Below are 20,734 nucleotides of genomic sequence, written 5' to 3' on the forward strand. Positions count from 1 at the left end.
GTTTCCGCTTATCCTTTGTTTCCGGCAAAAAGACTATTCCTCAGCCGGAGCTTATTAATGACTGCACCATCCCAGGTTTTAAAGATCCGCCGCCCGGACGACTGGCACGTTCACCTTCGCGATGGCGACATGTTAAAAACGGTCGTACCCTATACCAGCGAAATTTATGGTCGCGCTATCGTGATGCCGAACCTGGCGTCCCCCATCACGACCGTTGATGCAGCGATCGCCTACCGCCAGCGTATTCTCGATGCGGTGCCCGCCGGGCATGATTTCACGCCGTTAATGACCTGCTATTTAACGGATTCGCTCGATGCCGATGAACTGGAGCGTGGTTTCCATGAAGGCGTGTTTACTGCGGCTAAGCTTTACCCGGCCAATGCCACCACTAACTCCAGTCATGGCGTAACGTCAGTCGACGCTATCATGCCGGTACTGGAGCGGATGGAAAAACTCGGAATGCCATTGCTGGTGCACGGTGAGGTGACCCATGCGGAGGTTGATATCTTCGATCGTGAAGCGCGTTTTATCGACACTGTAATGGAACCGCTACGCCAGCGTCTGACCGCGCTTAAAGTGGTCTTTGAACACATCACAACCAAAGATGCCGCGCAGTATGTACGTGACGGCAACGACTACCTGGCGGCTACCATTACGCCTCAACATTTAATGTTTAACCGTAATGATATGCTGGTCGGCGGCATTCGTCCTCACCTGTACTGTCTGCCGATTCTGAAACGCAATATTCACCAACAGGCGTTACGCGAACTGGTTGCCAGTGGTTTTACGCGCGCCTTCCTGGGGACGGATTCAGCGCCGCATTCACGTCATCGTAAAGAGACCAGTTGCGGCTGCGCCGGTTGTTTCAACGCCCCCTCCGCCCTTGGCAGTTATGCCGCCGTGTTTGAGGAAATGAACGCGCTGGCGCACTTTGAAGCGTTCTGTTCACTGAATGGCCCGCAATTCTATGGCCTGCCGGTGAATACGGGGTGGGTGGAACTGGTTCGCGATGAACAACAGGTACCGGAAAATATCGCGCTGGCTGATGATTCGCTGGTGCCTTTTTTAGCGGGTGAAACAGTACGCTGGTCAGTAAAAAAATAAAAAATGCGCTTACCTGTTGCTATATATTGGATTTAACTGTATATATATCCAGTATATTCAACAGGGGGCCATTATGCGTATTGAAGTCACTATAGCCAAAACGTCACCTCTGCCTGCCGGTGCGATTGATGCGCTGGCGGGCGAACTCTCCCGCCGTATTAGCCATCATTTTCCGGAGAATTTGGGTAACGTCACCGTGCGTTACGCTACCGCCAACAACTTGTCCGTCATTGGCGCATCAAAAGAGGACAAAGAACGCATTAGCGAGATTCTCCAGGAGACCTGGGAGAGCGCTGATGACTGGTTCATCAATGAATAAAAAATGATATGCAGTGATGTATGTTTGCCGGGTCGCCCCGGCTTTTTTATTTGCGCAACTGATGAATATTTCGCCTGACCGTCAAAATAATTGCACAACATCCTAAAAAAATATGAATGAACTGCCGCTTTATTGTTCATATAATTCTTAAAAAGAGAAATTTATCCTCCGGTCTCTTTAAAAACGCAGTGAATAGCCTTATTAATTGGTATACTGAAGTTGCTTCAGAAGAAAAACACGCATTGAACCTCGAGAACCGTTGTCTTATAACACGTACCAGGGGGGCATGATGGAAAAGAATAATGAAGTCATTCAGACCCATCCGCTTGTAGGATGGGACATCAGCACCGTCGATAGCTATGATGCGCTGATGCTGCGTTTACACTACCAGACCCCAAATCGTCCGGAACCGGAAGGGACTGAAGTTGGTCAAACGCTCTGGTTAACAACAGATGTAGCCAGGCAATTTATTTCAATATTAGAAGCCGGCATCGCCAAAATAGAATCAGGCGATTACCAGGAAAACGAGTATCGTCGCCATTAGCGTGACGCGCTCCCCCTCTCTCAGGCACCGTAAGGTGCCTCACTTATTTCTGGCTTGTATATCTCAGCGCAGTTATTTACCCTGAAATCATCGCGATAGCAGAGAGAAGCTGATGAAATACGACCTTATTATTATCGGCAGCGGTTCGGTTGGCGCCGCCGCTGGTTATTACGCCACCCGCGCCGGGCTAAAGGTCCTGATGACCGATGCGCATATGCCGCCTCATCAACAGGGCAGCCATCACGGCGATACCCGACTTATCCGCCACGCTTATGGTGAAGGCGAAAAATATGTCCCACTGGTGCTTCGCGCCCAGGCGCTTTGGGATGAACTCTCCACACACAATGAAGAGCCTATTTTTGTCCGCTCCGGCGTCGTTAACCTCGGCCCGGCCGATTCCGCTTTCTTAGCCAACGTCGCACGAAGCGCGCAACAATGGCAATTGAACGTTGAGCGCCTGGACGCGACGGCCCTCATGACGCGCTGGCCGGAAATTCGCGTGCCCGAAAATTATATCGGGCTGTTTGAAGCTGACTCCGGTTTCCTGCGCAGCGAATTAGCCATTACCACATGGCTTCGTCTGGCCCGAGAAGCAGGCTGCGCACAGCTATTCAGCAGCCCGGTAAGCCATATTCACCATGATGATAACGGTGTGACGATAGAGACGAGTGAAGGCTGCTACCACGCCAGCAAGGCGCTGATTAGCGCAGGCACCTGGGTAAAAGCGCTGGTACCGGAGCTGCCCGTTCAGCCCGTACGTAAAGTTTTTGCCTGGTTTAAGGCGGATGGACGTTACAGCACTAAAAACCGCTTTCCGGCCTTTACCGGCGAAATGCCCAACGGCGATCAATATTACGGCTTCCCGGCGGAGAACGACGAGTTAAAAATCGGCAAACACAATGGCGGACAGCTAATACAGGCTCCGGAAGAGCGCAAGCCCTTTGCCGCCGTTGCCAGCGATGGCGCGGAAGCATTTCCTTTCCTGCGTAACGTACTGCCGGGTATCGGCGGTTGTTTACATGGGGCGGCATGTACCTATGATAATTCGCCGGACGAGGATTTTATTATCGATATGCTGCCTGGCCATGAGAATACGCTTGTCATCACTGGACTCAGCGGACATGGTTTTAAATTCGCCCCGGTGTTAGGAGAAATCGCTGCGGATTTTGCGTTGGGAAAAACATCCTCCTTTGATCTGACGCCGTTCCGGCTTTCCCGTTTTAGCCAATAATTTGTCGGCCCCGTAAAGGGGCTGTTTATTAAGGTAAGCTATGCGTCGTCTCTTTCATTTTCTGATGAATAATATTCGCGAACATTTCATGCTTTACGTTATTCTTTGGTCGCTGCTGGCGGTGATGGATATTGTTTATCTCCTTTTCTTCTGATTGCTTTTCATTGACGTTAACTGACACTTCCTGAAAGTTCCTCACTTTTTATTTCATAATGTTGAAGCACGGCAATAATGCCAACTCCTGCCGTTGTGCGGTTATCAGGGGGAAATATCTCGAAACTTCTGAAGCTGAACCGCAAATAACATCAAAATTATTGAAATAAAAATAAATATCATTCAAATTCTTATTTATAAGTTGCATTCGGCGCTTTTCCACGCCATTTTCATTCTCTCGTGAAATATTCATTGGTGTGTTTATGCAATTTAAAAATACTCCACAACGTTATGGCGTAGTTTCCGCCGCGCTCCACTGGCTGACCGCCCTGGTGGTCTATGGCATGTTTGCGTTGGGTTTATGGATGGTCACGCTCAGTTATTACGACGGCTGGTATCACCAGGCGCCGGAATTACATAAAAGTATTGGCATGTTACTGATGATGGCGCTGATCGTGCGTATTATCTGGCGGCTTTATTCTCCGCCGCCCGTTGCGTTGACCAGCTATTCCCGTTTAACGCGCATTGGCGCCGCCGCGGGTCATATCCTTCTGTATCTCCTGCTCTTTGCGATAATCATTAGCGGCTACCTGATTTCCACCGCCGACGGTAAACCGATTAGCGTCTTTGGCTGGTTTGAGATTCCGGCCACGCTTACGGACGCGGGCGCGCAGGCTGACATCGCCGGAACACTGCATCTGTGGTTTGCCTGGTCGCTGGTCATTATCTCGCTCTCGCATGGGGTTATGGCGCTAAAACACCATTTCATCGATAAAGACGACACTCTGAAACGTATGACAGGAATGTCGTCATCTGACTATGGAGCTCAAAAATGAAAAAAAACCTACTGGGATTCACCCTCGCATCCTTGTTATTCACGACCGGTTCCGCCGTGGCGGCGGAGTATAAAATTGATAAAGAAGGCCAACATGCGTTCGTCAATTTCCGCATTCAGCATCTGGGCTACAGCTGGCTATACGGCACCTTTAAAGATTTCGACGGCACGTTCACTTTTGACGAAAAAAATCCGTCGGCCGACAAAGTGAACGTGACCATTAACACCAATAGCGTCGACACTAACCATGCCGAACGTGACAAACACCTGCGTAGCGCGGAATTTCTTAATGTTGCGAAATTCCCGCAGGCAACCTTCACCTCTACCAGCGTGAAAAAAGAGGGCGATGAACTGGATATTACCGGCAATCTGACGCTCAATGGCGTGACTAAACCGGTGACGCTGGAAGCGAAGCTGATGGGCCAGGGCGACGATCCGTGGGGCGGTAAGCGCGCGGGCTTTGAGGCCGAAGGAAAAATTAAGCTGAAGGATTTCAATATAACTACCGATCTCGGCCCGGCCTCACAAGAGGTTGAGCTTATCATCTCAGTAGAAGGCGTTCAGCAGAAGTAACGCCTGGCGAAATGCCGGATAGCGGCCTTTACGCTGCTATCCGGCAAGATATTACTCAGCCGGATCGGGAATGCTCAGTTTGCTATTAAGCCGACCACGCGATTTATTAAAAATTTTGTTGCCGTTCTCGCGACCCGCACGACGTCGGCGCTGTTCTTCCTCCGGCAAGGCCAACTCTTCACAGCATTGTTCACTACAGCAGCCGTTAAATTTACTGGCGCACTGCGGACACTGGATAAACAGCAGATGGCAACCGTCATTTTTGCAGTTGGTATGGCTATCGCAGGGCGCGCCGCACTGATGGCAATGCGCGATGACCTCATCCGAGATTCGTTCGCCCATTCGCTCATCAAATACAAAATTTTTGCCGATAAAGCGAACGGGAAGCCCCTGCTCGCGCGCGCGACGGGCGTATTCAATGATGCCACCCTCAATATGCCAGACTTTATTGAAACCGTTGTGTTTCATCCAGGCGCTGGCTTTCTCACAACGAATACCGCCGGTACAGTACATCACTATCTTTTTATCTGCATGCTCCCGCAGCATTTCAACCGCTTTTGGCAACTGTTCACGAAACGTATCCGCCGGGATTTCCAGAGCATTTTCGAAATGGCCGACTTCATACTCATAGTGGTTGCGCATATCAATAAAGACCGCATCAGGATCGTCCAGCATCGCATTCACATCTGCCGCCTTCAGATAATCGCCGACATTACTGGCGTCAAAACTCGGATCGTCAATACCGTCAGCAACGATACGGTCTCGAACTTTCATACGCAGCACCCAAAATGACTTTCCGTCACCCTCCAGCGCGATATTTAAACGCAGCCCGTCCAGCGCGGGATCGAACGTATAAAGCTGTTGACGAAAGGTCTCGAGCTTGCTTTGCGGCACGCTGATTTGCGCATTGATGCCTTCATGCGCCAGGTAAACGCGACCAAAAACGTCCAACGCCGTAAACACCTGATACAACGCGTCCCGCGTCTGTTGCGGAGAGGCGATAGTGAAATATTTATAAAAAGAAATTGTCGTACGCGGCTCGCTTTCCGCCAGCATTTTGGCTTTCAGCTCGTCATTAGAGATGCGGTTGTGTAACACTGGCATGGTGTACGTATCCTGCAATCAGCAAAAAATAAAGTGGGCAGGCATGATAAGGCAAGTCTCGCCAATTTACATCCACACATTTTGCGCTACATTTCCTGCTTTACACTAAATAATTAACAACAATTGTCGATTTAATCGCCACTCTCCTGCTACATATTTTTGCTCAACGCAAAAAGATGCGAGAATACGGGGAATTGTTCGTTGAAAGACAGGATAGAAATGACGAAGTTGCCTAAGTTCTCCGTGGCCTTACTGCACCCGCGCTATTGGTTAACCTGGTTGGGTATAGGCGCGCTTTGGTTGGTCGTGCAACTCCCCTACCCGGTCATCTATAAATTGGGTTGCGCATTGGGCCACCTGGCGCGACGCGTAATGAAACGCCGCGCAAAAATCGCCTATCGCAACCTTGAATTATGCTTTCCGGAAATGAGCTCGCAGGAACGCCACACCATGGTGGTCAAAAACTTTGAATCCGTCGGTATGGGCGTGATGGAAACCGGCATGGCCTGGTTCTGGCCCGATCGGCGAGTGAACCGCTGGATGGAAGCGAGCGGTCTGGAGCATATCCGTGAAGTTAAAGCGCAGGGGCTGGGGTTCATTCTGGTAGGAATACATTTCCTTACCCTTGAGTTTGGCGCCCGCATGTTTGGTATGCATAACCCGGGCATCGGAGTTTATCGCCCGAATGATAATCCGTTGCTCGACTGGTTACAGACCTGGGGACGCTTACGCTCCAATAAATCGATGTTGGATCGCAAAGATCTGAAAGGCATGGTTAAAGCATTGAAAAGCGGTGAATTGATCTGGTATGCGCCGGATCACGATTACGGCCCGCGCGCCAGCGTCTTTGTACCGTTATTCGCCGTCGACCAGGCCGCTACGACCTCCGGTACCTGGATGCTCGCGCGCATGTCTAAAGCCTGTATTATCCCCTTCGTGCCTCGCCGTAAACCCGATGGGAAAGGCTACGAACTGATCATTCTTCCTGCGGAATATTCGCCTCCGCTGGAGAGCGCAGAAGCGACTGCCGCGTGGATGAATAAGATTGTTGAGCAGTGCATTATGATGGCGCCAGAGCAGTATATGTGGCTGCATCGCCGCTTTAAAACTCGCCCTGAAGGCGTACCGTCGCGCTATTGACAGGATTGCAGCCGTCAGGCTGCAATTTTTCCCCTCTTTTAGCTTTAAAAGCTCCCCACATTGCGAGGCTGGTAAGGTCGGCGCATAATTATAATTAGTACGCTCATAATTAAATTGATGATAGCGCAAAACGCGCATCATACTGTGGAACGCTATGTCACCCTCTGATGTCCCCATAAACTGGAAACGCAATCTAACCGTTACCTGGCTGGGCTGTTTTTTAACCGGCGCGGCATTCAGTCTGGTCATGCCTTTTCTCCCTCTCTACGTTGAGCAACTCGGCGTAACAGGCCATAGCGCGCTTAACATGTGGTCCGGGCTGGTCTTTAGTATTACGTTCCTCTTTTCAGCTATCGCTTCCCCTTTTTGGGGCGGTCTGGCGGATCGTAAAGGGCGTAAGATCATGCTGTTGCGTTCCGCTCTCGGCATGGCCATTGTGATGCTGTTAATGGGCATGGCGCAAAATATCTGGCAATTTCTGATCCTCCGCGCGTTATTAGGCCTGCTGGGCGGATTTATTCCCAACGCCAATGCGCTCATCGCCACTCAGGTGCCGCGCCACAAAAGCGGCTGGGCGTTAGGGACGCTCTCTACTGGCGGCGTCAGCGGCGCTCTGCTTGGCCCACTTGCGGGCGGTCTGCTCGCCGACCATTACGGCCTTCGTCCGGTCTTTTTTATTACCGCCAGCGTTTTGTTTATCTGTTTTCTGCTCACCTTCTTTTTCATTCGCGAGAATTTCCTGCCGGTGAGCAAAAAAGAGATGCTTCACGTTCGGGAAGTGGTCGCCTCGTTAAAAAATCCCCGCCTGGTGTTAAGCCTGTTTGTCACCACGCTGATTATTCAGGTGGCGACGGGGTCTATTGCGCCCATCCTGACGCTCTATGTGCGCGAACTCGCGGGAAATGTCAGTAATATTGCGTTCATTAGCGGGATGATAGCGTCCGTTCCCGGCGTGGCGGCATTACTTAGCGCCCCCCGGCTCGGCAAGCTTGGCGACAGAATTGGCCCGGAAAAGATCCTTATCGTCGCGCTGATTATTTCCGTACTGCTGCTGATTCCAATGTCTTTTGTGCAAACGCCGTGGCAGCTCGCGCTATTGCGGTTTCTGCTTGGCGCGGCGGATGGCGCGCTGCTGCCAGCCGTTCAAACTCTGCTGGTTTACAACTCTACCAACCAGATAGCCGGGCGCATATTCAGTTACAACCAATCTTTCCGCGATATCGGCAACGTCACCGGCCCTCTCATGGGCGCCGCAATTTCCGCGAGCTATGGCTTCCGCGCCGTATTCTGCGTCACGGCAGGCGTGGTGTTGTTCAATGCTATCTATTCATGGAACAGCTTACGACGGCGCAGACTGGCAATAGAATAATTTTTGCGCTTTCATACTTGCAATATTACAGAATCAGCTATTCTTTCCCTAAATACCTCATCAAATCAAAGGGAGACACTGATGACCATGTATGCCACGCTGGAAGAAGCTATCGATGCAGCCCGGGAAGAATTTCTGGCTGACCATCCAGGCCTCGAACAAGACGAAGCGAATGTGCAGCAGTTCAACGTTCAGAAATATGTACTGCAGGATGGGGACATCATGTGGCAGGTCGAATTTTTCGCCGATGAAGGTGAAGATGGCGAATGTCTGCCGATGCTGAGTGGTGAAGCCGCACAGAGCGTGTTTGACGGCGATTATGATGAGATAGAGATCCGCCAGGAATGGCAGGAAGAGAATACTTTGCATGAATGGGATGAAGGGGAATTCCAGCTTGAACCCCCGCTTGATACCGAGGAAGGCCGTACTGCGGCAGACGAATGGGATGAGCGTTAATTACTCATAAGGCCCGTGGTGAATATCGAGCGGCAGTAGCAGTGTATCGAAGATCAGTGAGAAGGGCAGATCGAGGATAGTGATATAGCGCCATGCGGAATCACGCATATCCCACTGCACGCCAGGGTAATACTGGTTGCCGTGTCCTTGTCCGGGGATCGTTCTGCTGATAATACTGCCGCAGCCGCTCAGGGTAATCACCATTATGCTCACCGCGAATATACGCACCTGATACCTCATTTCACTATAAAAATACCGGCATCACGCCGGTATTTTTCACCTCACTCCAGACCTGAAGACCTTATCTCGCTGACGATGTTCGTCCCTGCAACGCCTGCGGATTCAGGACGAGAGACTGATAATGGTTTACCCAGGAAGAGTATCTCTCTGGCGCATTCCAGACCCGATAGTGTAAACGCGCCATCGTCACCGGATCGCTGAGCAAAACCAGACGCCGATCGCGGTTCAGTTTCTCCGGCGTTTCGTTTAGCGCCTGCTCCACATGACGATCGCGGGCTATTTCCAGTACCTTACTGGCGCGGTGACGCGCAGTGGCCATCGCGGTCGCCAGCGCATTAAGCGACGGGTTAAATACCGCATGCATAAAGCCATCGTCCAGAATACGGCGGCGATTCATCTCCAGATATTTATCGGTATCGACCAACACCTGAGGCGGCGAATACTCTTCCGGGATCAGGAACAGCTTCCAGCGTTTGGTGCGTAATCCTACCGTTGAACGACTGGAGATCACCGAAACAAATGGCGACAGAATCAGCGAAAAGACAATCGGCGCCAGCCAGAACAGAAAGCGTAAATCCAGCCACGCCATACCCACCGCCCAGACCAGCCCCAGCAGCAGTTGAGAGCCGTGACGCATAAAGGCTTCTCCCCACGGCGTAGAATCATCGTCGCGTTGCGGTGAGTTCCAGACCACTTCCCAGCCGAGAAACGCGCTGACCACAAATACGGTATGAAACAGCATACGTACCGGCGCCAGCAACACGGAGAACAGCACTTCCAGCAACAGCGACAGCGTAACGCGCCAGAAACCGCCATACTCTTTGGTGCCTTTACACCAGATCAGCATAATACTGAGCAGCTTCGGCAGGAACAGCAGCACCATCGTTGACGCAAACAGCGCGATTGCCAGTTCCGGACGCCACTGCGGCCAGACCGGAAAAAGCTGGCGCGGCTGAAGGAAATATTGCGGCTCTGTTAACGCATGAACGACCTGCAGCGCGGTAGAAAGCGCGAGGAACATAAACCATAACGGCGCGGACAGGTATGACATTACCCCCGTCAGGAACACGGCGCGATGCACCGGGTGCATTCCTTTCACCAGGAACAGACGAAAGTTCATCAGGTTGCCGTGACACCAGCGGCGGTCGCGTTTAAGCTCATCCAGCAGGTTTGGCGGCAGCTCTTCATAGGAGCCGGGGAGATCGTAGGCAATCCAGACGCCCCACCCTGCCCGACGCATTAGCGCCGCCTCCACAAAGTCGTGGGAAAGAATCGATCCGGCGAACGAACCTTCTCCCGGCAGCGGCGCCAGAGCGCAGTGCTCGATAAACGGCTTCACGCGGATAATGGCATTGTGCCCCCAGTAGTGCGACTCCCCCAACTGCCAGAAGTGCAGCCCGGCGGTAAACAGCGGCCCATAGACGCGGGTCGCGAACTGTTGGCAGCGGGCATACAGAGTATCCATCCCCGACGCTTTCGGCGAAGACTGGATAATCCCGGCGTTTGGATTCGCTTCCATCAGGCGCACCAAGCCGCTCAGACACTCGCCGCTCATCACTGAGTCCGCGTCCAGCACCACCATATAGCTGTACTGATTGCCCCAGCGGCGGCAAAAATCGTCAATATTGCCGCTTTTGCGTTTCATACGGCGGCGGCGGCGACGGTAAAAAATTTGGCCTTCGCCCTGCACTTCCGCGATAAGCTCCATCCACGCCTTTTGCTCCGCCACGCAGATATCCGGGTTATAACTGTCGCTAAGGATATAGACGTCGAAATGCGCGGCGTTGCCTGTGGCTTTAACGGACTCCCAGGTCGCGCGCAGACCGGCGAAAACGCGACTAACGTCTTCATTACAGATAGGCATGATCAGCGCCGTCCGGTGTTCCGGATTGAGGGGCTCATCGCCAACCGTAGACGCGGAGATGCTGTACTTATCGCGCCCGATAAGCAGTTGCAGGAAGCCCATCAGCGCCGTCCAGAATCCGGCTGACACCCAGCAGAACAGCACGGCGAACAGAATCAGGATACCGGTTTGCAGCATGTAGGGCAGGAGCTGCATAAAAGAGACCCAAATATCCTGCCCCACCATATCCATAGGATTGATGAGCGCCCATCCCTGATAAGGCAGAATGGTCTTCATATACCAGGTCGCGACGACGGTTTGCGCCAGAGTCAAAATTAACAAAATATAGCGGCGTATAGTGCCGACGGTACGCCATTTTTGCTCGCTCGCCTGCTCTTCTTTTGTCAGACGAGAAACATAGCGCGGCGTTACATCCCGCCCACGCAGACGATCCCAGAAACGGCCAACCGGGTTGGTTCGCCAGGGATCGGGAAACATCGAAGAGCGCGTCGCTTTTGGCATAGCCTGCAACTGATCGCGCCCTTCATCATCTTTAATTAACTGCCCCTTCGCCAATGAATCCGGCCAGGCGTGTTCAAGGCGGGCTTTTACGGAACCCTGCGGTGAATCGTCTTCTCGCGAGTAAGTCCGATGCTCGGCATCCAGCGCCTGATGCACGGCGCGGATGTCAGTTTTCGGCAATGCCGCTTTCTCACGTTCAGAAAGCAGCAGTGCGTCAATATACTCAGTTGTTTTATTCATTGGCAGGTAACTGGTAGCTCCAGGTTTCACTTAGCGTCTGATCGGCATTCACCAATGCGGCACGCATTTCCGTGGTTTTCTTCGCGTCTTTGACTTTCACGCGCAGCATTAAACGCCAGCCTTTAGTGACTGGGTTATAGCGTACATTACTGTCAACGATTTCACCGTTATCGCCAATGCTGGTTTGCGCAGCGACGGGCGTATCCGGCGGCAGTTTTTTCATGTCGGCGCCAACGAAATCCACCACAAAGGCAATAGTGCCGTCGGGCTGGCGAATCAGATTTGACTGTTTAACGTCGCCCGTTGAGCGGCGTGTTTGCAGCACCCAGGCATTATCCGGCGCATGAAGTTTATCTTCATCGCGGCTGAAGGTCAGAGTGTACTTGAAGTTCATCTCTTTACCCGGTTCCGGCAGTTGATCCGGAGTCCAGTAAGCGACGATGTTATCGTTGGTTTCATCATTGGTCGGAATTTCAACCAGTTCAACCTTACCTTTGCCCCAGTCGCCTTTCGGGGTAATCCAGGCGCTTGGACGCAGGTCGTAGCGATCGTCTAAATCTTCAAAGCGCGAGAACTCGCGACCACGCTGCAACAGGCCGAATCCCTGAGGGTTTTCCATCGCATAGCTGCTCACAGCGAGGTGTTTTGGATTGTTCAGCGGACGCCAAATCCACTCGCCATTACCCGCATGAATGGATAAGCCGTTCGAGTCATGCAGTTCCGGACGATAGTTGGTCGTCGGCGACGGCTGGTTTGGCCCAAACAGGAACATACTGGTTAATGGCGCAACGCCCAGCTTGCCCACTTTATCGCGCAGATAGACTTTTGACTGCACGTCCACCACGGTATCGCGGCCAGGAATGATCACAAAACGGTAAGCGCCGGTCGCGCGCGGAGAATCCAGTAATGCATAGACGGTCAAACGCTTATCGGTGGGTTTTGGACGCTCAATCCAGAACTCGCGAAAGCGGGGAAACTCTTCACCAGATGGTAAGGCGGTATCAATCGCCAGGCCGCGCGCAGATAAGCCATATACCTGGCCTGCGCCGATAACGCGGAAATAGCTGGCGCCAAGCATACTGACGATTTCGTCGTTCTTATCTTTACTGTTGATGGGGTACAGAACTTTGAACCCGGCAAAGCCTAAATCTTTTACCGTGTCTTTATCGTGCTGAACATTGCCAAAATTGAAGTAATCCGGGCTGTATTTGATTCTTTTGACCGTCGTCGCCGTCACTTCGTTAATCTTGACCGGCGTATCGAAGTACATCCCCTGATGGTAAAATTCGAGCTTAAAAGGGGTCTTTAAGTTGTTCCAGTAGGCTTTATCGCTGTTAAACTGGATCTGCTGATAATCCGCATATTTCATGTCGCGGAAAACGGAGGGCAAGTTGCTTTTAGGCGCCTCATAGCCTTTCCCGGCTAAAGATTGAGCTTGTTTTGCCACGTCATCAATACTGAACGCCCAGCTTGATGATGCGTAGAGCGTTAACATAATAGCTGCGCCCAACCAACGCATTTTCATCATTTGTCGTTTATGTTTCATAATAAGTAAGCACTTCCCCCTTTGTGTGCTTATATCGATCCGATCCATTTTAATGGATAATCAGGCATTACGACAACTGAATCCAGGCTTTGTTCAGCGCGCTGGCTCATGGATTAAGCACCTCCCGCGCCTGTTTTCACTTTGCGTGCTTATCCTGGAGACAGGTTGTCGGAGTTGGTGTAGGGTTGCTACCGAATGTAACTATAATTCGCCTTATGGATAAGGTGAAAAATCTGAGAATACGTGACCTTATATGAGCTCTGTACCCGCGCCGCGTGAATATTTTCTTGACTCTATCCGCGCATGGTTGATGTTGTTAGGGATTCCCTTTCATATCTCGTTGATCTATTCCACTCACAGTTGGCATGTCAATAGCGCCACGCCATCGTGGTGGCTAACCCTGTTTAACGATTTTATCCACGCTTTTCGTATGCAGGTATTTTTTGTTATTTCTGGTTATTTTTCGTACATGTTGTTTTTACGTTATCCGTTAAAACGCTGGTGGAAAGTACGGGTAGAACGTGTGGGTATTCCCATGCTTACCGCAATCCCTTTGCTTACCTTGCCGCAATTTATCCTGTTGCAATATGTCAAAGAGAAAACAGAGAACTGGCCTACACTCTCTGCCTATGAAAAATATAATACGTTAGCGTGGGAACTCATTTCACATCTGTGGTTTTTACTGGTGCTGGTGATATTAACCACAGTCAGCATCGGGATTTTTACCTGGTTCCAAAAAAGGCAGGAAACAAGCAAGCCTCGTCCCGCCGCTATTTCACTGGCCAGGCTTTCGCTTATTTTTTTCCTGCTGGGGATGGCTTACGCCGCTATCAGGCGCATTATTTTCATCGTATATCCGGCAATCCTCAGTGACGGCATGTTCAATTTTATTGTGATGCAAACGCTATTTTATGTGCCGTTTTTTATTCTCGGCGCGTTGGCCTTCATTCACCCCGATCTGAAAGCGCGTTTCACCACGCCCTCACGCGGATGCACTTTAGGCGCTGCCGTTGCTTTTATCGCGTATCTGCTGAATCAACGTTATGGGAGCGGCGACGCCTGGATGTACGAAACCGAATCCGTGCTTACGATGGTAATGGGGCTGTGGATGGTGAACGTGGTATTCTCACTGGGGCATCGCTTGTTAAACTTCCAGTCCGCGCGTGTCACCTATTTCGTGAATGCTTCGCTGTTTATCTATCTGGTGCATCATCCCTTAACGCTTTTCTTTGGCGCGTATATTACGCCGCATATCTCCTCCAACCTGATCGGGTTCTTGTGCGGGCTGATATTTGTTATGGGTATTGCGTTAATTCTGTATGAAATTCATTTACGCATCCCGCTCCTGAAATTTCTCTTTTCAGGTAAACCGCCGGTAAAACAAGAAAGCCGCGCCGCGATCGGGTAGTTTTCCGCGCGCGGGTTCACAGCAACCATTCCACAGGTAAAATTGCCGCCAACCGTACCAGAACTCGCTGCCAGAAACGCGTAGCGGGTTCTTTCTTTAACACCTTTTCCTCTTCTTGCTGACGATCGATCCAGTTAATTCGTCCCCAGCGATCCAGCCGCAGTTGCCAGGCCGCATCGCGTTGGCTCTGCGTAAAACGCTTATGAATAAGCGTCGCCAGCGTTTCACTTTCAATGACAAAGCCCATTTCGGTATTTAAAAGCGTTGAACGGGGATCAAAATTAAGCGACCCGATAAACACCTTACTACCATCAATACTGAACGTTTTAGCATGTAAGCTGGAACCTGAGTTCCCGGTGAGTCCGCGATCATGTACGGCGGTTTCATGTTCGCGGGTCGGTTTCAGTTCGTAGAGCTCCACGCCATAGCGCAGTAATTTCTTGCGCCAGCGCGCGTACCCTGCGTGAACGACCGCCACATCGTTGGCCGCCAGAGAGTTAGTTAAGATGGCGATCTTCACGCCTTTCCTGACCAGATTAAGCAACTGCGCCACGCCTGCGCGCGTAGGGACAAAGTAAGCGGAAATAATGTCGATACGCTCCGTCGGCGACCCCATCACGTCAAATAATCGCTGCGGAAGAAGCGAATGGCGCTGCGCCTTCCCCTCGCCTTTAGAAGGGTCATCGCTAAGCAAGCGTGTTTTTGCCCAAATCAGCGGCAACGTTCCGCGATCGAGATCCGCCATAAACTGACTGGTTTCCAGCTTATGCAGATAACGGCGGGTGATCTCATCGTTATACCAGGATTCGGGAAGTTCGATACGCTGCGTCAGTTCCTGCTCAGAAAGGGATAATACTTGCTGCAATGTCGACACTGAACTACAGCGCCAGTAACGTTCAAAATCATTGGCGACATCATTGACCACCGGGCCAATGGCCATCACGTCCAGATCGGAAAATAACGGCTCCTCGCCAGCGCCGAAATAGGCATCGCCGATGTTGCGCCCACCGACCAGCGTCACTACGCCGTCGGCAGTGTAACTTTTATTGTGCATCCGCCGATTCAGCCGCGCAAAATCCGTCAAATATCCCAGCGCGCGTAGCGTACGAAAAGAGAAAGGATTAAACAGACGAACTTCGATATTAGGATGGCTATCCAGCAAGCGCAACGTATCATCCAGACCAGGCGTATTGTTATCATCCAGCAGCAGACGAACATGAACGCCGCGCTTCGCCGCCGACAGCAGTACCGAAAAGAGCAGCCGCCCGGACATATCGTCTTCCCAAATATAATACTGCACGTCCAGCGTCCGCGCCGCCATTTCAGTCAGGCGGTAGCGGGCGGCAAAAGCGTCCAGACTGTTATCCAGCGCAAGAATGCCGCACTCTCCGGGATGGCGCGCGCATAGCGGTTCAACGGCACGCTCCAGGCGTGTTTTATCAGGCAGGGTCGTCGCCTTGCTGAGTAAGTAATCTTGCGTAAAGCCGGGCAGTTTCTTCATCATAACAGACAAAGTATACCTGTTCAGGCAGAGCGTAACGGGTAATAAAATCTGAAACCGTCCTGACGGCGACTTCAGCGGCCTGGGCGCGTGGATAGCCATAAACGCCGGTACTGATTGCCGGAAAAGCGATGGAACGAAAGTGATTCGCCTCGGCAAGCAGCAAACAATTCCGGTACGCCTCTTCGAGTAGCTCAGCTTCCTGGTGTTTGCCGCCTCGCCAGACGGGCCCCACTGTGTGAATAACCGCCTTTGCCGAAAGCTTGCCAGCAGGCGTGATAACCGCATGTCCCGTCTGACATTCGCCCTGTTGCTGACGGATGAGTTTACAGGCGTCCAGCAATGCCGGCCCCGCCGCGCGATGAATCGCGCCGTCTACGCCGCCGCCGCCCATTAATGATGCGTTAGCGGCATTCACAATCGCATCGACGCTAAGTTGAGTGATATCACCCTGTATGACCTGAAGACGTGATGTCATAACCCCCCCTTTGTCTCACCTTATCTGCAAAGTGTACAGCAGGGCTTTCAACAGAGTCGCTCTTTTTATATCTATGACACCGCCGTTAACGGTACTCAATATTCATCACCGCCAGGCTTTTTTGCGCATCGAGATAATGCAGCCGTACCGTCGCAATGGACTGAATATCCTGCGGTAATCCAGATGCCTGCCGAAGGTCAATCCGGTGCATTTGCTTTTTACCTTCGCGTAGGCAGGTTAAATCAATATTTTCGGCGTGAGTAGAAATATCGCACAGTGGCTCAACAATCGCGCCGCGAAAATGGATAACGCCGCCCTGTACCGTTTGTTGCCCTACCGCAGAATGGATAAAAAAAGCGCAGATACACAGGCCTATGGCAGGGATATTTTTCTTGATTACGGACATGTTAACTCCTCAATGATTAGTCATCCTCGAGGGTTCGGCGTTACCTTTTAGCGACATGCCGAGACGATGAGACGCTTTTATCGCCTCTTTAATACCCAGGTCAGCCAATCCATTTCCGCCACCATCAAAAACTACTGTGCGGAAGGCGGCCATTGTTGTGATAAATGCAGTGATTGTCCGTCCGAAACAGTAACAATAATTTTAACCGAGTCCTCTGAAGATATATTTACACTAAGACGAGACAACTCAATCGGTTGATTAGCAGGTAAAGATAGCGTTTGTTTTTGCTGTGTATGGCTTTGTCCCCCGACGCCGTCGCGCACAGAGAGAATTTGCACCTGACAGACGCAGGGTTCGTTTAATGTGACCTGAGGGATCACCGTGTAAATATCGCCTTGCTGAGTCGTGGTAAACGTAATCTGATTTGAAAGTGCGGCAAGGAGCAATAAAGTATGCATAATTTCCTCCCGAAAAAAAAACAGGGCTTATGCCCTGTTTTTTTATTAGCGCAGACGCTAAATTAATACTGGTTAGCCGTGGCGTTGTTGCCAAAACCAACCTGACGCACCATTACGCTGGAATCAGATGCGGTCTGATTAACCAGCGCGGCGTTATTACCGCCGTATTGGCCGACAGTAATATCGGAGTTTTTAGCGTTCCACTGGTCGATGGTGGCATTGTTTCTGAAACCATTCTGAGTCAGTTCAATAGTACTATTATCCGCACCCTGGCCTACATCGGCGCCGTTACCATAACCGCTCTGGGTAATGGTCGTTTCAGATTTACGGGCATCGCTTTGCAGAGCAAGCGCAGCGTTAGCGGAACCGTACTGATAAATGCTCAACGTTGAGTCCGGGCCGGAACTATTGCCGCCGCCGTTATGATTACCGCCGCCGCCCCATTGTGGAACGACGCCAGCCAGAGCACTGCCAGAAACTACGATTGCTGCGAATGCTGCCACTTTTAAAAGTTTCATGGTAAAACCCCCATCGGATTGATTTAAAAGTCGTAACGGTATTAGCGTTGGGTGACGCGAATAGCCATATGCGACTGTTTCTGCACTACAACTGCTGTTTTCTGCGTACCGTACTGGGTAATATTGGCCTTATTTCCAGAACCTTTCTGGATAATAGCCGCACTATTACCGTAAGCGCTTTGCGATATGCTGGCATCGTTGGCATTGCCCGTTTGCTCAATATACGCAAAGTTATAATTCCCTGCTTGGTCGACTTTCGCCCGATTATTTCCTCCTTCTTGTGAAATAACGGACAATAGTTTTGATCCTTCCTGGCGTACTCTGGCACTATTATCCGTGCCGACTTGACCAATAATGGCCGCCTGATTAAATGAAGACTTGCTTAATTCATTTACCGCAAAATTATACTCTGAACGAGCCAGATCATAATTTGTCGCGGTTGCAATCCCAGGCGCACCCAGTATTGTCAACATCATAAATAACAATTTGTTTTTCATGCTGTCACCCTGGACCTGGTCGTACATAGCGAAAATTATCTATTACCTTGTTAGCGACATGCGTTTTTTGTTAACGCGTCATTACGATGAAGAGTATGTCCGTGGAAACATTTTTAATAACTCACCCACGCGTGGTATTTTGTTATTTAAGCTCATACCAAAGTGCTAATAAAACGATAGCCATGTGATTTTTTATAATTGATTTTTGGCCACAGAAGATAGTGTATCGCGCACCTAAAAAATGAAGTGTTGGTGTGTGTTATGCCGCCATGGGGATGTTCTTATGCTTCCCATGTGGGGCAATACGCACAAGACGTGACACACTTCGTTTTTTTTGTCTTTGTGCTGTCCAGGTTAATGCCACGTCTCAAATTTTAAGAAAAAATAAAATCAAAACATGACACACAATAATTAAAATGATTAAAAATCAATGAATTATTATAATTTGTATGATTTTTTAAATCTATGCAATAACAGCGAAATGTACAACTTTACTATCAAATCTAAACTTCAAAAAAACCCAAAAACAACATTTTAATATATATTTTTACATCTTGTTACAAGTTTAACACTTGCTTTAAGATTTGTAATGGCTAGATTGAAAACAGTTAAAAGTATTTTCGTAAATATTTTTCTCTTTCTGGATAATGGGCTATTTCAACCCACAGCAGTGCAACATCTGTCAGTACTTCTGGTGCCTTTATTTTGTGGGGGCAGCTGTCAGATGTGCGATTAAAAAAAGTGGAGTTTCATCATGTTTAATGAAGTCCATAGTAGTCATGGTCACACACTATTGTTGATCACAAAGCCATCTCTGCAAGCTACGGCATTATTGCAACATTTAAAGCAATCGCTGGCCATAACCGGAAAACTGCATAATATTCAACGTTCTCTGGAAGATATCTCAGCCGGTTGCATTGTTTTAATGGATATGATGGAAGCGGATAAGAAGCTTATCCACTATTGGCAGGATAATTTAAGCCGCAAAAACAATAATATAAAAACATTATTGTTAAATACCCCTGACGATTATCCCTACCGTGAAATTGAAAACTGGCCTCATATTAACGGCGTGTTTTACGCCACTGAAGACCAGGAACACGTGGTCAGCGGATTACAGGGTATTCTGCGTGGCGAATGCTATTTTTCACAAAAATTAGCCAGTTACCTGATTACGCACTCAGGAAATTACCGCTACAACAGCACCGAGTCCGCATTACTCACTCATCGCGAAAAAGAGATCCTCAATAAGTTACGTATTGGTGCCTCTAATAATGAAATCGCCAGGTCGCTATTTATCAGCGAGAATACGGTTAAGACACATCTTTATAATCTTTTCAAAAAGATAGCTGTCAAAAATCGCACCCAGGCAGTTTCATGGGCAAACGATAATCTCAGGCGGTAAGGCCATGAAACGCTATCTGACCTGGATTGTAGCAGCAGAGTTACTGTTCGCTACCGGAAACCTGCATGCCAATGAAGTTGAAGTCGAGGTTCCCGGATTGTTAACCGACCATACCGTCTCTTCGATAGGACATGAATTCTATCGTGCATTCAGCGACAAATGGGAAAGCGAATACACCGGCAATCTGACCATTAATGAAAGACCCAGTGCGCGTTGGGGAAGCTGGATCACCATAACGGTAAATCAGGACGTTATTTTCCAGACTTTTTTATTTCCAATGAAAAGAGACTTCGAGAAAACCGTCGTCTTCGCATTAGCGCAAACAGAGGAAGCATTAAATCGCCGACAAATAGATCAAACGCTATTAAGTACGAGTGATTTAGCGCGTGATGAATTCTAAAACATGATTTTTATCCGGAGGCTGTCATGCGTGTTAAACATGCAGTAGTGCTGCTCATGCTTTTTTCGCCATTAACCTGGGCTGGAAATATGACGTTCCAGTTCCGTAATCCTAACTTTGGTGGAAACCCCAATAACGGTTCCTTTTTATTGAATAGCGCCCAGGCGCAAAATTCATATAAAGACCCCGCTTATGATAACGATTTTGGTATCGAAACCCCCTCAGCGTTGGATAACTTTACGCAGGCTATTCAATCGCAAATTCTGGGCGGCTTGTTGACCAATATTAATACCGGGAAACCAGGACGTATGGTGACCAACGATTTTATTATCGATATCGCTAATCGCGACGGACAGCTCCAGCTCAACGTCACGGACAGAAAAACGGGAAGAACCTCGACCATCGAAGTGTCAGGTTTACAAACTCAGTCAACCGATTTTTAAG

24 protein-coding genes are annotated in these 20,734 nt (G+C 50.0%); 14 read left to right on the plus strand and 10 right to left on the minus strand.

What is annotated here, in order from left to right; translation table 11 throughout:
- Positions 1-57 precede the first annotated feature (57 nt).
- From pyrC to HV477_RS03620, 7 genes are all read left to right on the plus strand, one after another.
- Positions 58-1,104: a dihydroorotase gene (pyrC, locus tag HV477_RS03590; protein WP_000126604.1), complete on the plus strand. Its 1,047-nt coding sequence runs from the start codon at positions 58-60 to the stop codon at positions 1,102-1,104.
- Between the two features lie 73 nt (positions 1,105-1,177).
- Positions 1,178-1,423 (plus strand): DNA damage-inducible protein I, encoded by a 246-nt coding sequence (dinI, locus tag HV477_RS03595; RefSeq protein ID WP_001217763.1) that lies wholly within the window; start codon positions 1,178-1,180, stop codon positions 1,421-1,423.
- A gap of 289 nt (positions 1,424-1,712) precedes the next feature.
- On the plus strand, positions 1,713-1,967 hold the full coding sequence (gene bssS / locus HV477_RS03600; RefSeq protein WP_000414441.1) for a biofilm formation regulator BssS: 255 nt from the start codon (positions 1,713-1,715) through the stop codon (positions 1,965-1,967).
- Positions 1,968-2,079: 112 nt separating this feature from the next.
- A complete protein-coding gene (gene solA / locus HV477_RS03605) occupies positions 2,080-3,198 on the plus strand; it encodes an N-methyl-L-tryptophan oxidase (protein WP_079899166.1) in 1,119 nt (372 codons plus the stop codon).
- A 40-nt stretch (positions 3,199-3,238) separates the two neighbouring features.
- On the plus strand, positions 3,239-3,352 hold the full coding sequence (locus HV477_RS03610) for a YceO family protein (protein ID WP_001253282.1): 114 nt from the start codon (positions 3,239-3,241) through the stop codon (positions 3,350-3,352).
- 262 nt (positions 3,353-3,614) lie between these two features.
- Positions 3,615-4,187 (plus strand): cytochrome b, encoded by a 573-nt coding sequence (locus HV477_RS03615; protein ID WP_079899164.1) that lies wholly within the window; start codon positions 3,615-3,617, stop codon positions 4,185-4,187.
- Complete coding sequence (locus HV477_RS03620) at positions 4,184-4,759, plus strand: YceI family protein (protein ID WP_000739886.1); 576 nt, start codon at positions 4,184-4,186, stop codon at positions 4,757-4,759. Before HV477_RS03615 ends, HV477_RS03620 begins: the two co-directional genes overlap by 4 nt.
- Before the next feature lie 51 nt (positions 4,760-4,810).
- Here HV477_RS03620 and HV477_RS03625 read toward each other — a convergent pair whose 3' ends face one another.
- Positions 4,811-5,863, minus strand: coding sequence for a rhodanese-related sulfurtransferase (locus tag HV477_RS03625; protein ID WP_175064925.1), 1,053 nt, complete (start codon positions 5,861-5,863; stop codon positions 4,811-4,813).
- Between the two features lie 219 nt (positions 5,864-6,082).
- Here HV477_RS03625 and HV477_RS03630 point away from each other — a divergent pair, with 219 nt between their 5' ends.
- From HV477_RS03630 to HV477_RS03640, 3 genes are all read left to right on the plus strand, one after another.
- Complete coding sequence (locus HV477_RS03630) at positions 6,083-7,003, plus strand: Kdo(2)-lipid IV(A) acyltransferase (protein ID WP_079899163.1); 921 nt, start codon at positions 6,083-6,085, stop codon at positions 7,001-7,003.
- A 154-nt stretch (positions 7,004-7,157) separates the two neighbouring features.
- Complete coding sequence (gene mdtG, locus HV477_RS03635) at positions 7,158-8,372, plus strand: multidrug efflux MFS transporter MdtG (protein WP_000075053.1); 1,215 nt, start codon at positions 7,158-7,160, stop codon at positions 8,370-8,372.
- Between the two features lie 81 nt (positions 8,373-8,453).
- Positions 8,454-8,828, plus strand: coding sequence for a MysB family protein (locus tag HV477_RS03640; protein WP_000180050.1), 375 nt, complete (start codon positions 8,454-8,456; stop codon positions 8,826-8,828).
- Here the strand turns inward: HV477_RS03640 and HV477_RS03645 are convergent, their stop codons facing one another.
- The 3 genes from HV477_RS03645 to mdoG form a co-directional block, all read right to left on the minus strand.
- A complete protein-coding gene (locus HV477_RS03645; protein ID WP_001217832.1) occupies positions 8,829-9,056 on the minus strand; it encodes a YceK/YidQ family lipoprotein in 228 nt (75 codons plus the stop codon). It lies immediately after the preceding gene.
- A 73-nt stretch (positions 9,057-9,129) separates the two neighbouring features.
- Entirely contained in the window at positions 9,130-11,673 is a 2,544-nt protein-coding gene (gene mdoH / locus HV477_RS03650) for a glucans biosynthesis glucosyltransferase MdoH (RefSeq protein ID WP_001044610.1), read from the minus strand.
- Complete coding sequence (gene mdoG, locus HV477_RS03655; RefSeq protein WP_001562609.1) at positions 11,666-13,201, minus strand: glucans biosynthesis protein MdoG; 1,536 nt, start codon at positions 13,199-13,201, stop codon at positions 11,666-11,668. The genes mdoH and mdoG overlap by 8 nt, the downstream gene beginning before the upstream one ends.
- A 271-nt stretch (positions 13,202-13,472) precedes the next feature.
- Between mdoG and mdoC the strand changes: the two genes are divergently transcribed.
- Positions 13,473-14,627, plus strand: a complete 1,155-nt coding sequence (gene mdoC / locus HV477_RS03660; protein ID WP_079899471.1) for a glucans biosynthesis protein MdoC — start codon at positions 13,473-13,475, stop codon at positions 14,625-14,627.
- A 16-nt stretch (positions 14,628-14,643) separates the two neighbouring features.
- On the opposite strand, the gene HV477_RS03665 is transcribed toward mdoC, so the two are convergent.
- From HV477_RS03665 to csgB, 6 genes are all read right to left on the minus strand, one after another.
- Entirely contained in the window at positions 14,644-16,131 is a 1,488-nt protein-coding gene (locus tag HV477_RS03665) for a phospholipase D family protein (protein WP_000976323.1), read from the minus strand.
- On the minus strand, positions 16,067-16,606 hold the full coding sequence (gene ymdB, locus HV477_RS03670; protein ID WP_079899161.1) for an O-acetyl-ADP-ribose deacetylase: 540 nt from the start codon (positions 16,604-16,606) through the stop codon (positions 16,067-16,069). Before ymdB ends, HV477_RS03665 begins: the two co-directional genes overlap by 65 nt.
- 85 nt (positions 16,607-16,691) lie before the next feature.
- Positions 16,692-17,012: a type 1 fimbrial protein gene (locus HV477_RS03675; RefSeq protein ID WP_000111254.1), complete on the minus strand. Its 321-nt coding sequence runs from the start codon at positions 17,010-17,012 to the stop codon at positions 16,692-16,694.
- Between the two features lie 131 nt (positions 17,013-17,143).
- A complete protein-coding gene (csgC, locus tag HV477_RS03680) occupies positions 17,144-17,470 on the minus strand; it encodes a curli assembly chaperone CsgC (RefSeq protein WP_000557256.1) in 327 nt (108 codons plus the stop codon).
- Between the two features lie 62 nt (positions 17,471-17,532).
- Positions 17,533-17,988, minus strand: coding sequence for a curli major subunit CsgA (csgA, locus tag HV477_RS03685; protein ID WP_000771416.1), 456 nt, complete (start codon positions 17,986-17,988; stop codon positions 17,533-17,535).
- A 41-nt stretch (positions 17,989-18,029) separates the two neighbouring features.
- Positions 18,030-18,485: a curli minor subunit CsgB gene (gene csgB, locus HV477_RS03690; protein WP_000791655.1), complete on the minus strand. Its 456-nt coding sequence runs from the start codon at positions 18,483-18,485 to the stop codon at positions 18,030-18,032.
- A gap of 754 nt (positions 18,486-19,239) precedes the next feature.
- On the opposite strand from csgB, the gene csgD reads away from it, so the two are divergent.
- The 3 genes from csgD to csgF are packed head-to-tail and all read left to right on the plus strand — an operon-like array spanning position 19,240 to position 20,733.
- Positions 19,240-19,890: a biofilm master transcriptional regulator CsgD gene (gene csgD / locus HV477_RS03695; protein ID WP_000481517.1), complete on the plus strand. Its 651-nt coding sequence runs from the start codon at positions 19,240-19,242 to the stop codon at positions 19,888-19,890.
- A 4-nt stretch (positions 19,891-19,894) separates the two neighbouring features.
- On the plus strand, positions 19,895-20,290 hold the full coding sequence (gene csgE, locus HV477_RS03700; RefSeq protein ID WP_000833307.1) for a curli production assembly/transport protein CsgE: 396 nt from the start codon (positions 19,895-19,897) through the stop codon (positions 20,288-20,290).
- Positions 20,291-20,316: 26 nt separating this feature from the next.
- Complete coding sequence (csgF, locus tag HV477_RS03705) at positions 20,317-20,733, plus strand: curli production assembly/transport protein CsgF (RefSeq protein ID WP_001264073.1); 417 nt, start codon at positions 20,317-20,319, stop codon at positions 20,731-20,733.
- Position 20,734 lies beyond the last annotated feature (1 nt).

The sequence above is a fragment of the Salmonella sp. SG203 genome (assembly GCF_013350575.1).
In the GTDB taxonomy this organism is placed as follows: Bacteria; Pseudomonadota; Gammaproteobacteria; order Enterobacterales; family Enterobacteriaceae; genus Salmonella; species Salmonella enterica.

Excerpts from the sequence above, each read along its gene's own strand:
- pyrC (WP_000126604.1), top strand. The coding sequence starts at position 58 with ATGACTGCACCATCCCAGGTTTTAAAGATCCGCCGCCCGGACGACTGG.
- dinI (WP_001217763.1), top strand. The coding sequence starts at position 1,178 with ATGCGTATTGAAGTCACTATAGCCAAAACGTCACCTCTGCCTGCCGGT.
- bssS (WP_000414441.1), top strand. The coding sequence starts at position 1,713 with ATGGAAAAGAATAATGAAGTCATTCAGACCCATCCGCTTGTAGGATGG.
- solA (WP_079899166.1), top strand. The coding sequence starts at position 2,080 with ATGAAATACGACCTTATTATTATCGGCAGCGGTTCGGTTGGCGCCGCC.
- HV477_RS03610 (WP_001253282.1), top strand. The coding sequence starts at position 3,239 with ATGCGTCGTCTCTTTCATTTTCTGATGAATAATATTCGCGAACATTTC.
- HV477_RS03615 (WP_079899164.1), top strand. The coding sequence starts at position 3,615 with ATGCAATTTAAAAATACTCCACAACGTTATGGCGTAGTTTCCGCCGCG.
- HV477_RS03620 (WP_000739886.1), top strand. The coding sequence starts at position 4,184 with ATGAAAAAAAACCTACTGGGATTCACCCTCGCATCCTTGTTATTCACG.
- HV477_RS03625 (WP_175064925.1), bottom strand. The coding sequence starts at position 5,863 with ATGCCAGTGTTACACAACCGCATCTCTAATGACGAGCTGAAAGCCAAA.
- HV477_RS03630 (WP_079899163.1), top strand. The coding sequence starts at position 6,083 with ATGACGAAGTTGCCTAAGTTCTCCGTGGCCTTACTGCACCCGCGCTAT.
- mdtG (WP_000075053.1), top strand. The coding sequence starts at position 7,158 with ATGTCACCCTCTGATGTCCCCATAAACTGGAAACGCAATCTAACCGTT.
- HV477_RS03640 (WP_000180050.1), top strand. The coding sequence starts at position 8,454 with ATGACCATGTATGCCACGCTGGAAGAAGCTATCGATGCAGCCCGGGAA.
- mdoH (WP_001044610.1), bottom strand. The coding sequence starts at position 11,673 with ATGAATAAAACAACTGAGTATATTGACGCACTGCTGCTTTCTGAACGT.
- mdoG (WP_001562609.1), bottom strand. The coding sequence starts at position 13,201 with ATGATGAAAATGCGTTGGTTGGGCGCAGCTATTATGTTAACGCTCTAC.
- mdoC (WP_079899471.1), top strand. The coding sequence starts at position 13,473 with ATGAGCTCTGTACCCGCGCCGCGTGAATATTTTCTTGACTCTATCCGC.
- HV477_RS03665 (WP_000976323.1), bottom strand. The coding sequence starts at position 16,131 with ATGATGAAGAAACTGCCCGGCTTTACGCAAGATTACTTACTCAGCAAG.
- ymdB (WP_079899161.1), bottom strand. The coding sequence starts at position 16,606 with ATGACATCACGTCTTCAGGTCATACAGGGTGATATCACTCAACTTAGC.
- HV477_RS03675 (WP_000111254.1), bottom strand. The coding sequence starts at position 17,012 with ATGTCCGTAATCAAGAAAAATATCCCTGCCATAGGCCTGTGTATCTGC.
- csgC (WP_000557256.1), bottom strand. The coding sequence starts at position 17,470 with ATGCATACTTTATTGCTCCTTGCCGCACTTTCAAATCAGATTACGTTT.
- csgA (WP_000771416.1), bottom strand. The coding sequence starts at position 17,988 with ATGAAACTTTTAAAAGTGGCAGCATTCGCAGCAATCGTAGTTTCTGGC.
- csgB (WP_000791655.1), bottom strand. The coding sequence starts at position 18,485 with ATGAAAAACAAATTGTTATTTATGATGTTGACAATACTGGGTGCGCCT.
- csgD (WP_000481517.1), top strand. The coding sequence starts at position 19,240 with ATGTTTAATGAAGTCCATAGTAGTCATGGTCACACACTATTGTTGATC.
- csgE (WP_000833307.1), top strand. The coding sequence starts at position 19,895 with ATGAAACGCTATCTGACCTGGATTGTAGCAGCAGAGTTACTGTTCGCT.
- csgF (WP_001264073.1), top strand. The coding sequence starts at position 20,317 with ATGCGTGTTAAACATGCAGTAGTGCTGCTCATGCTTTTTTCGCCATTA.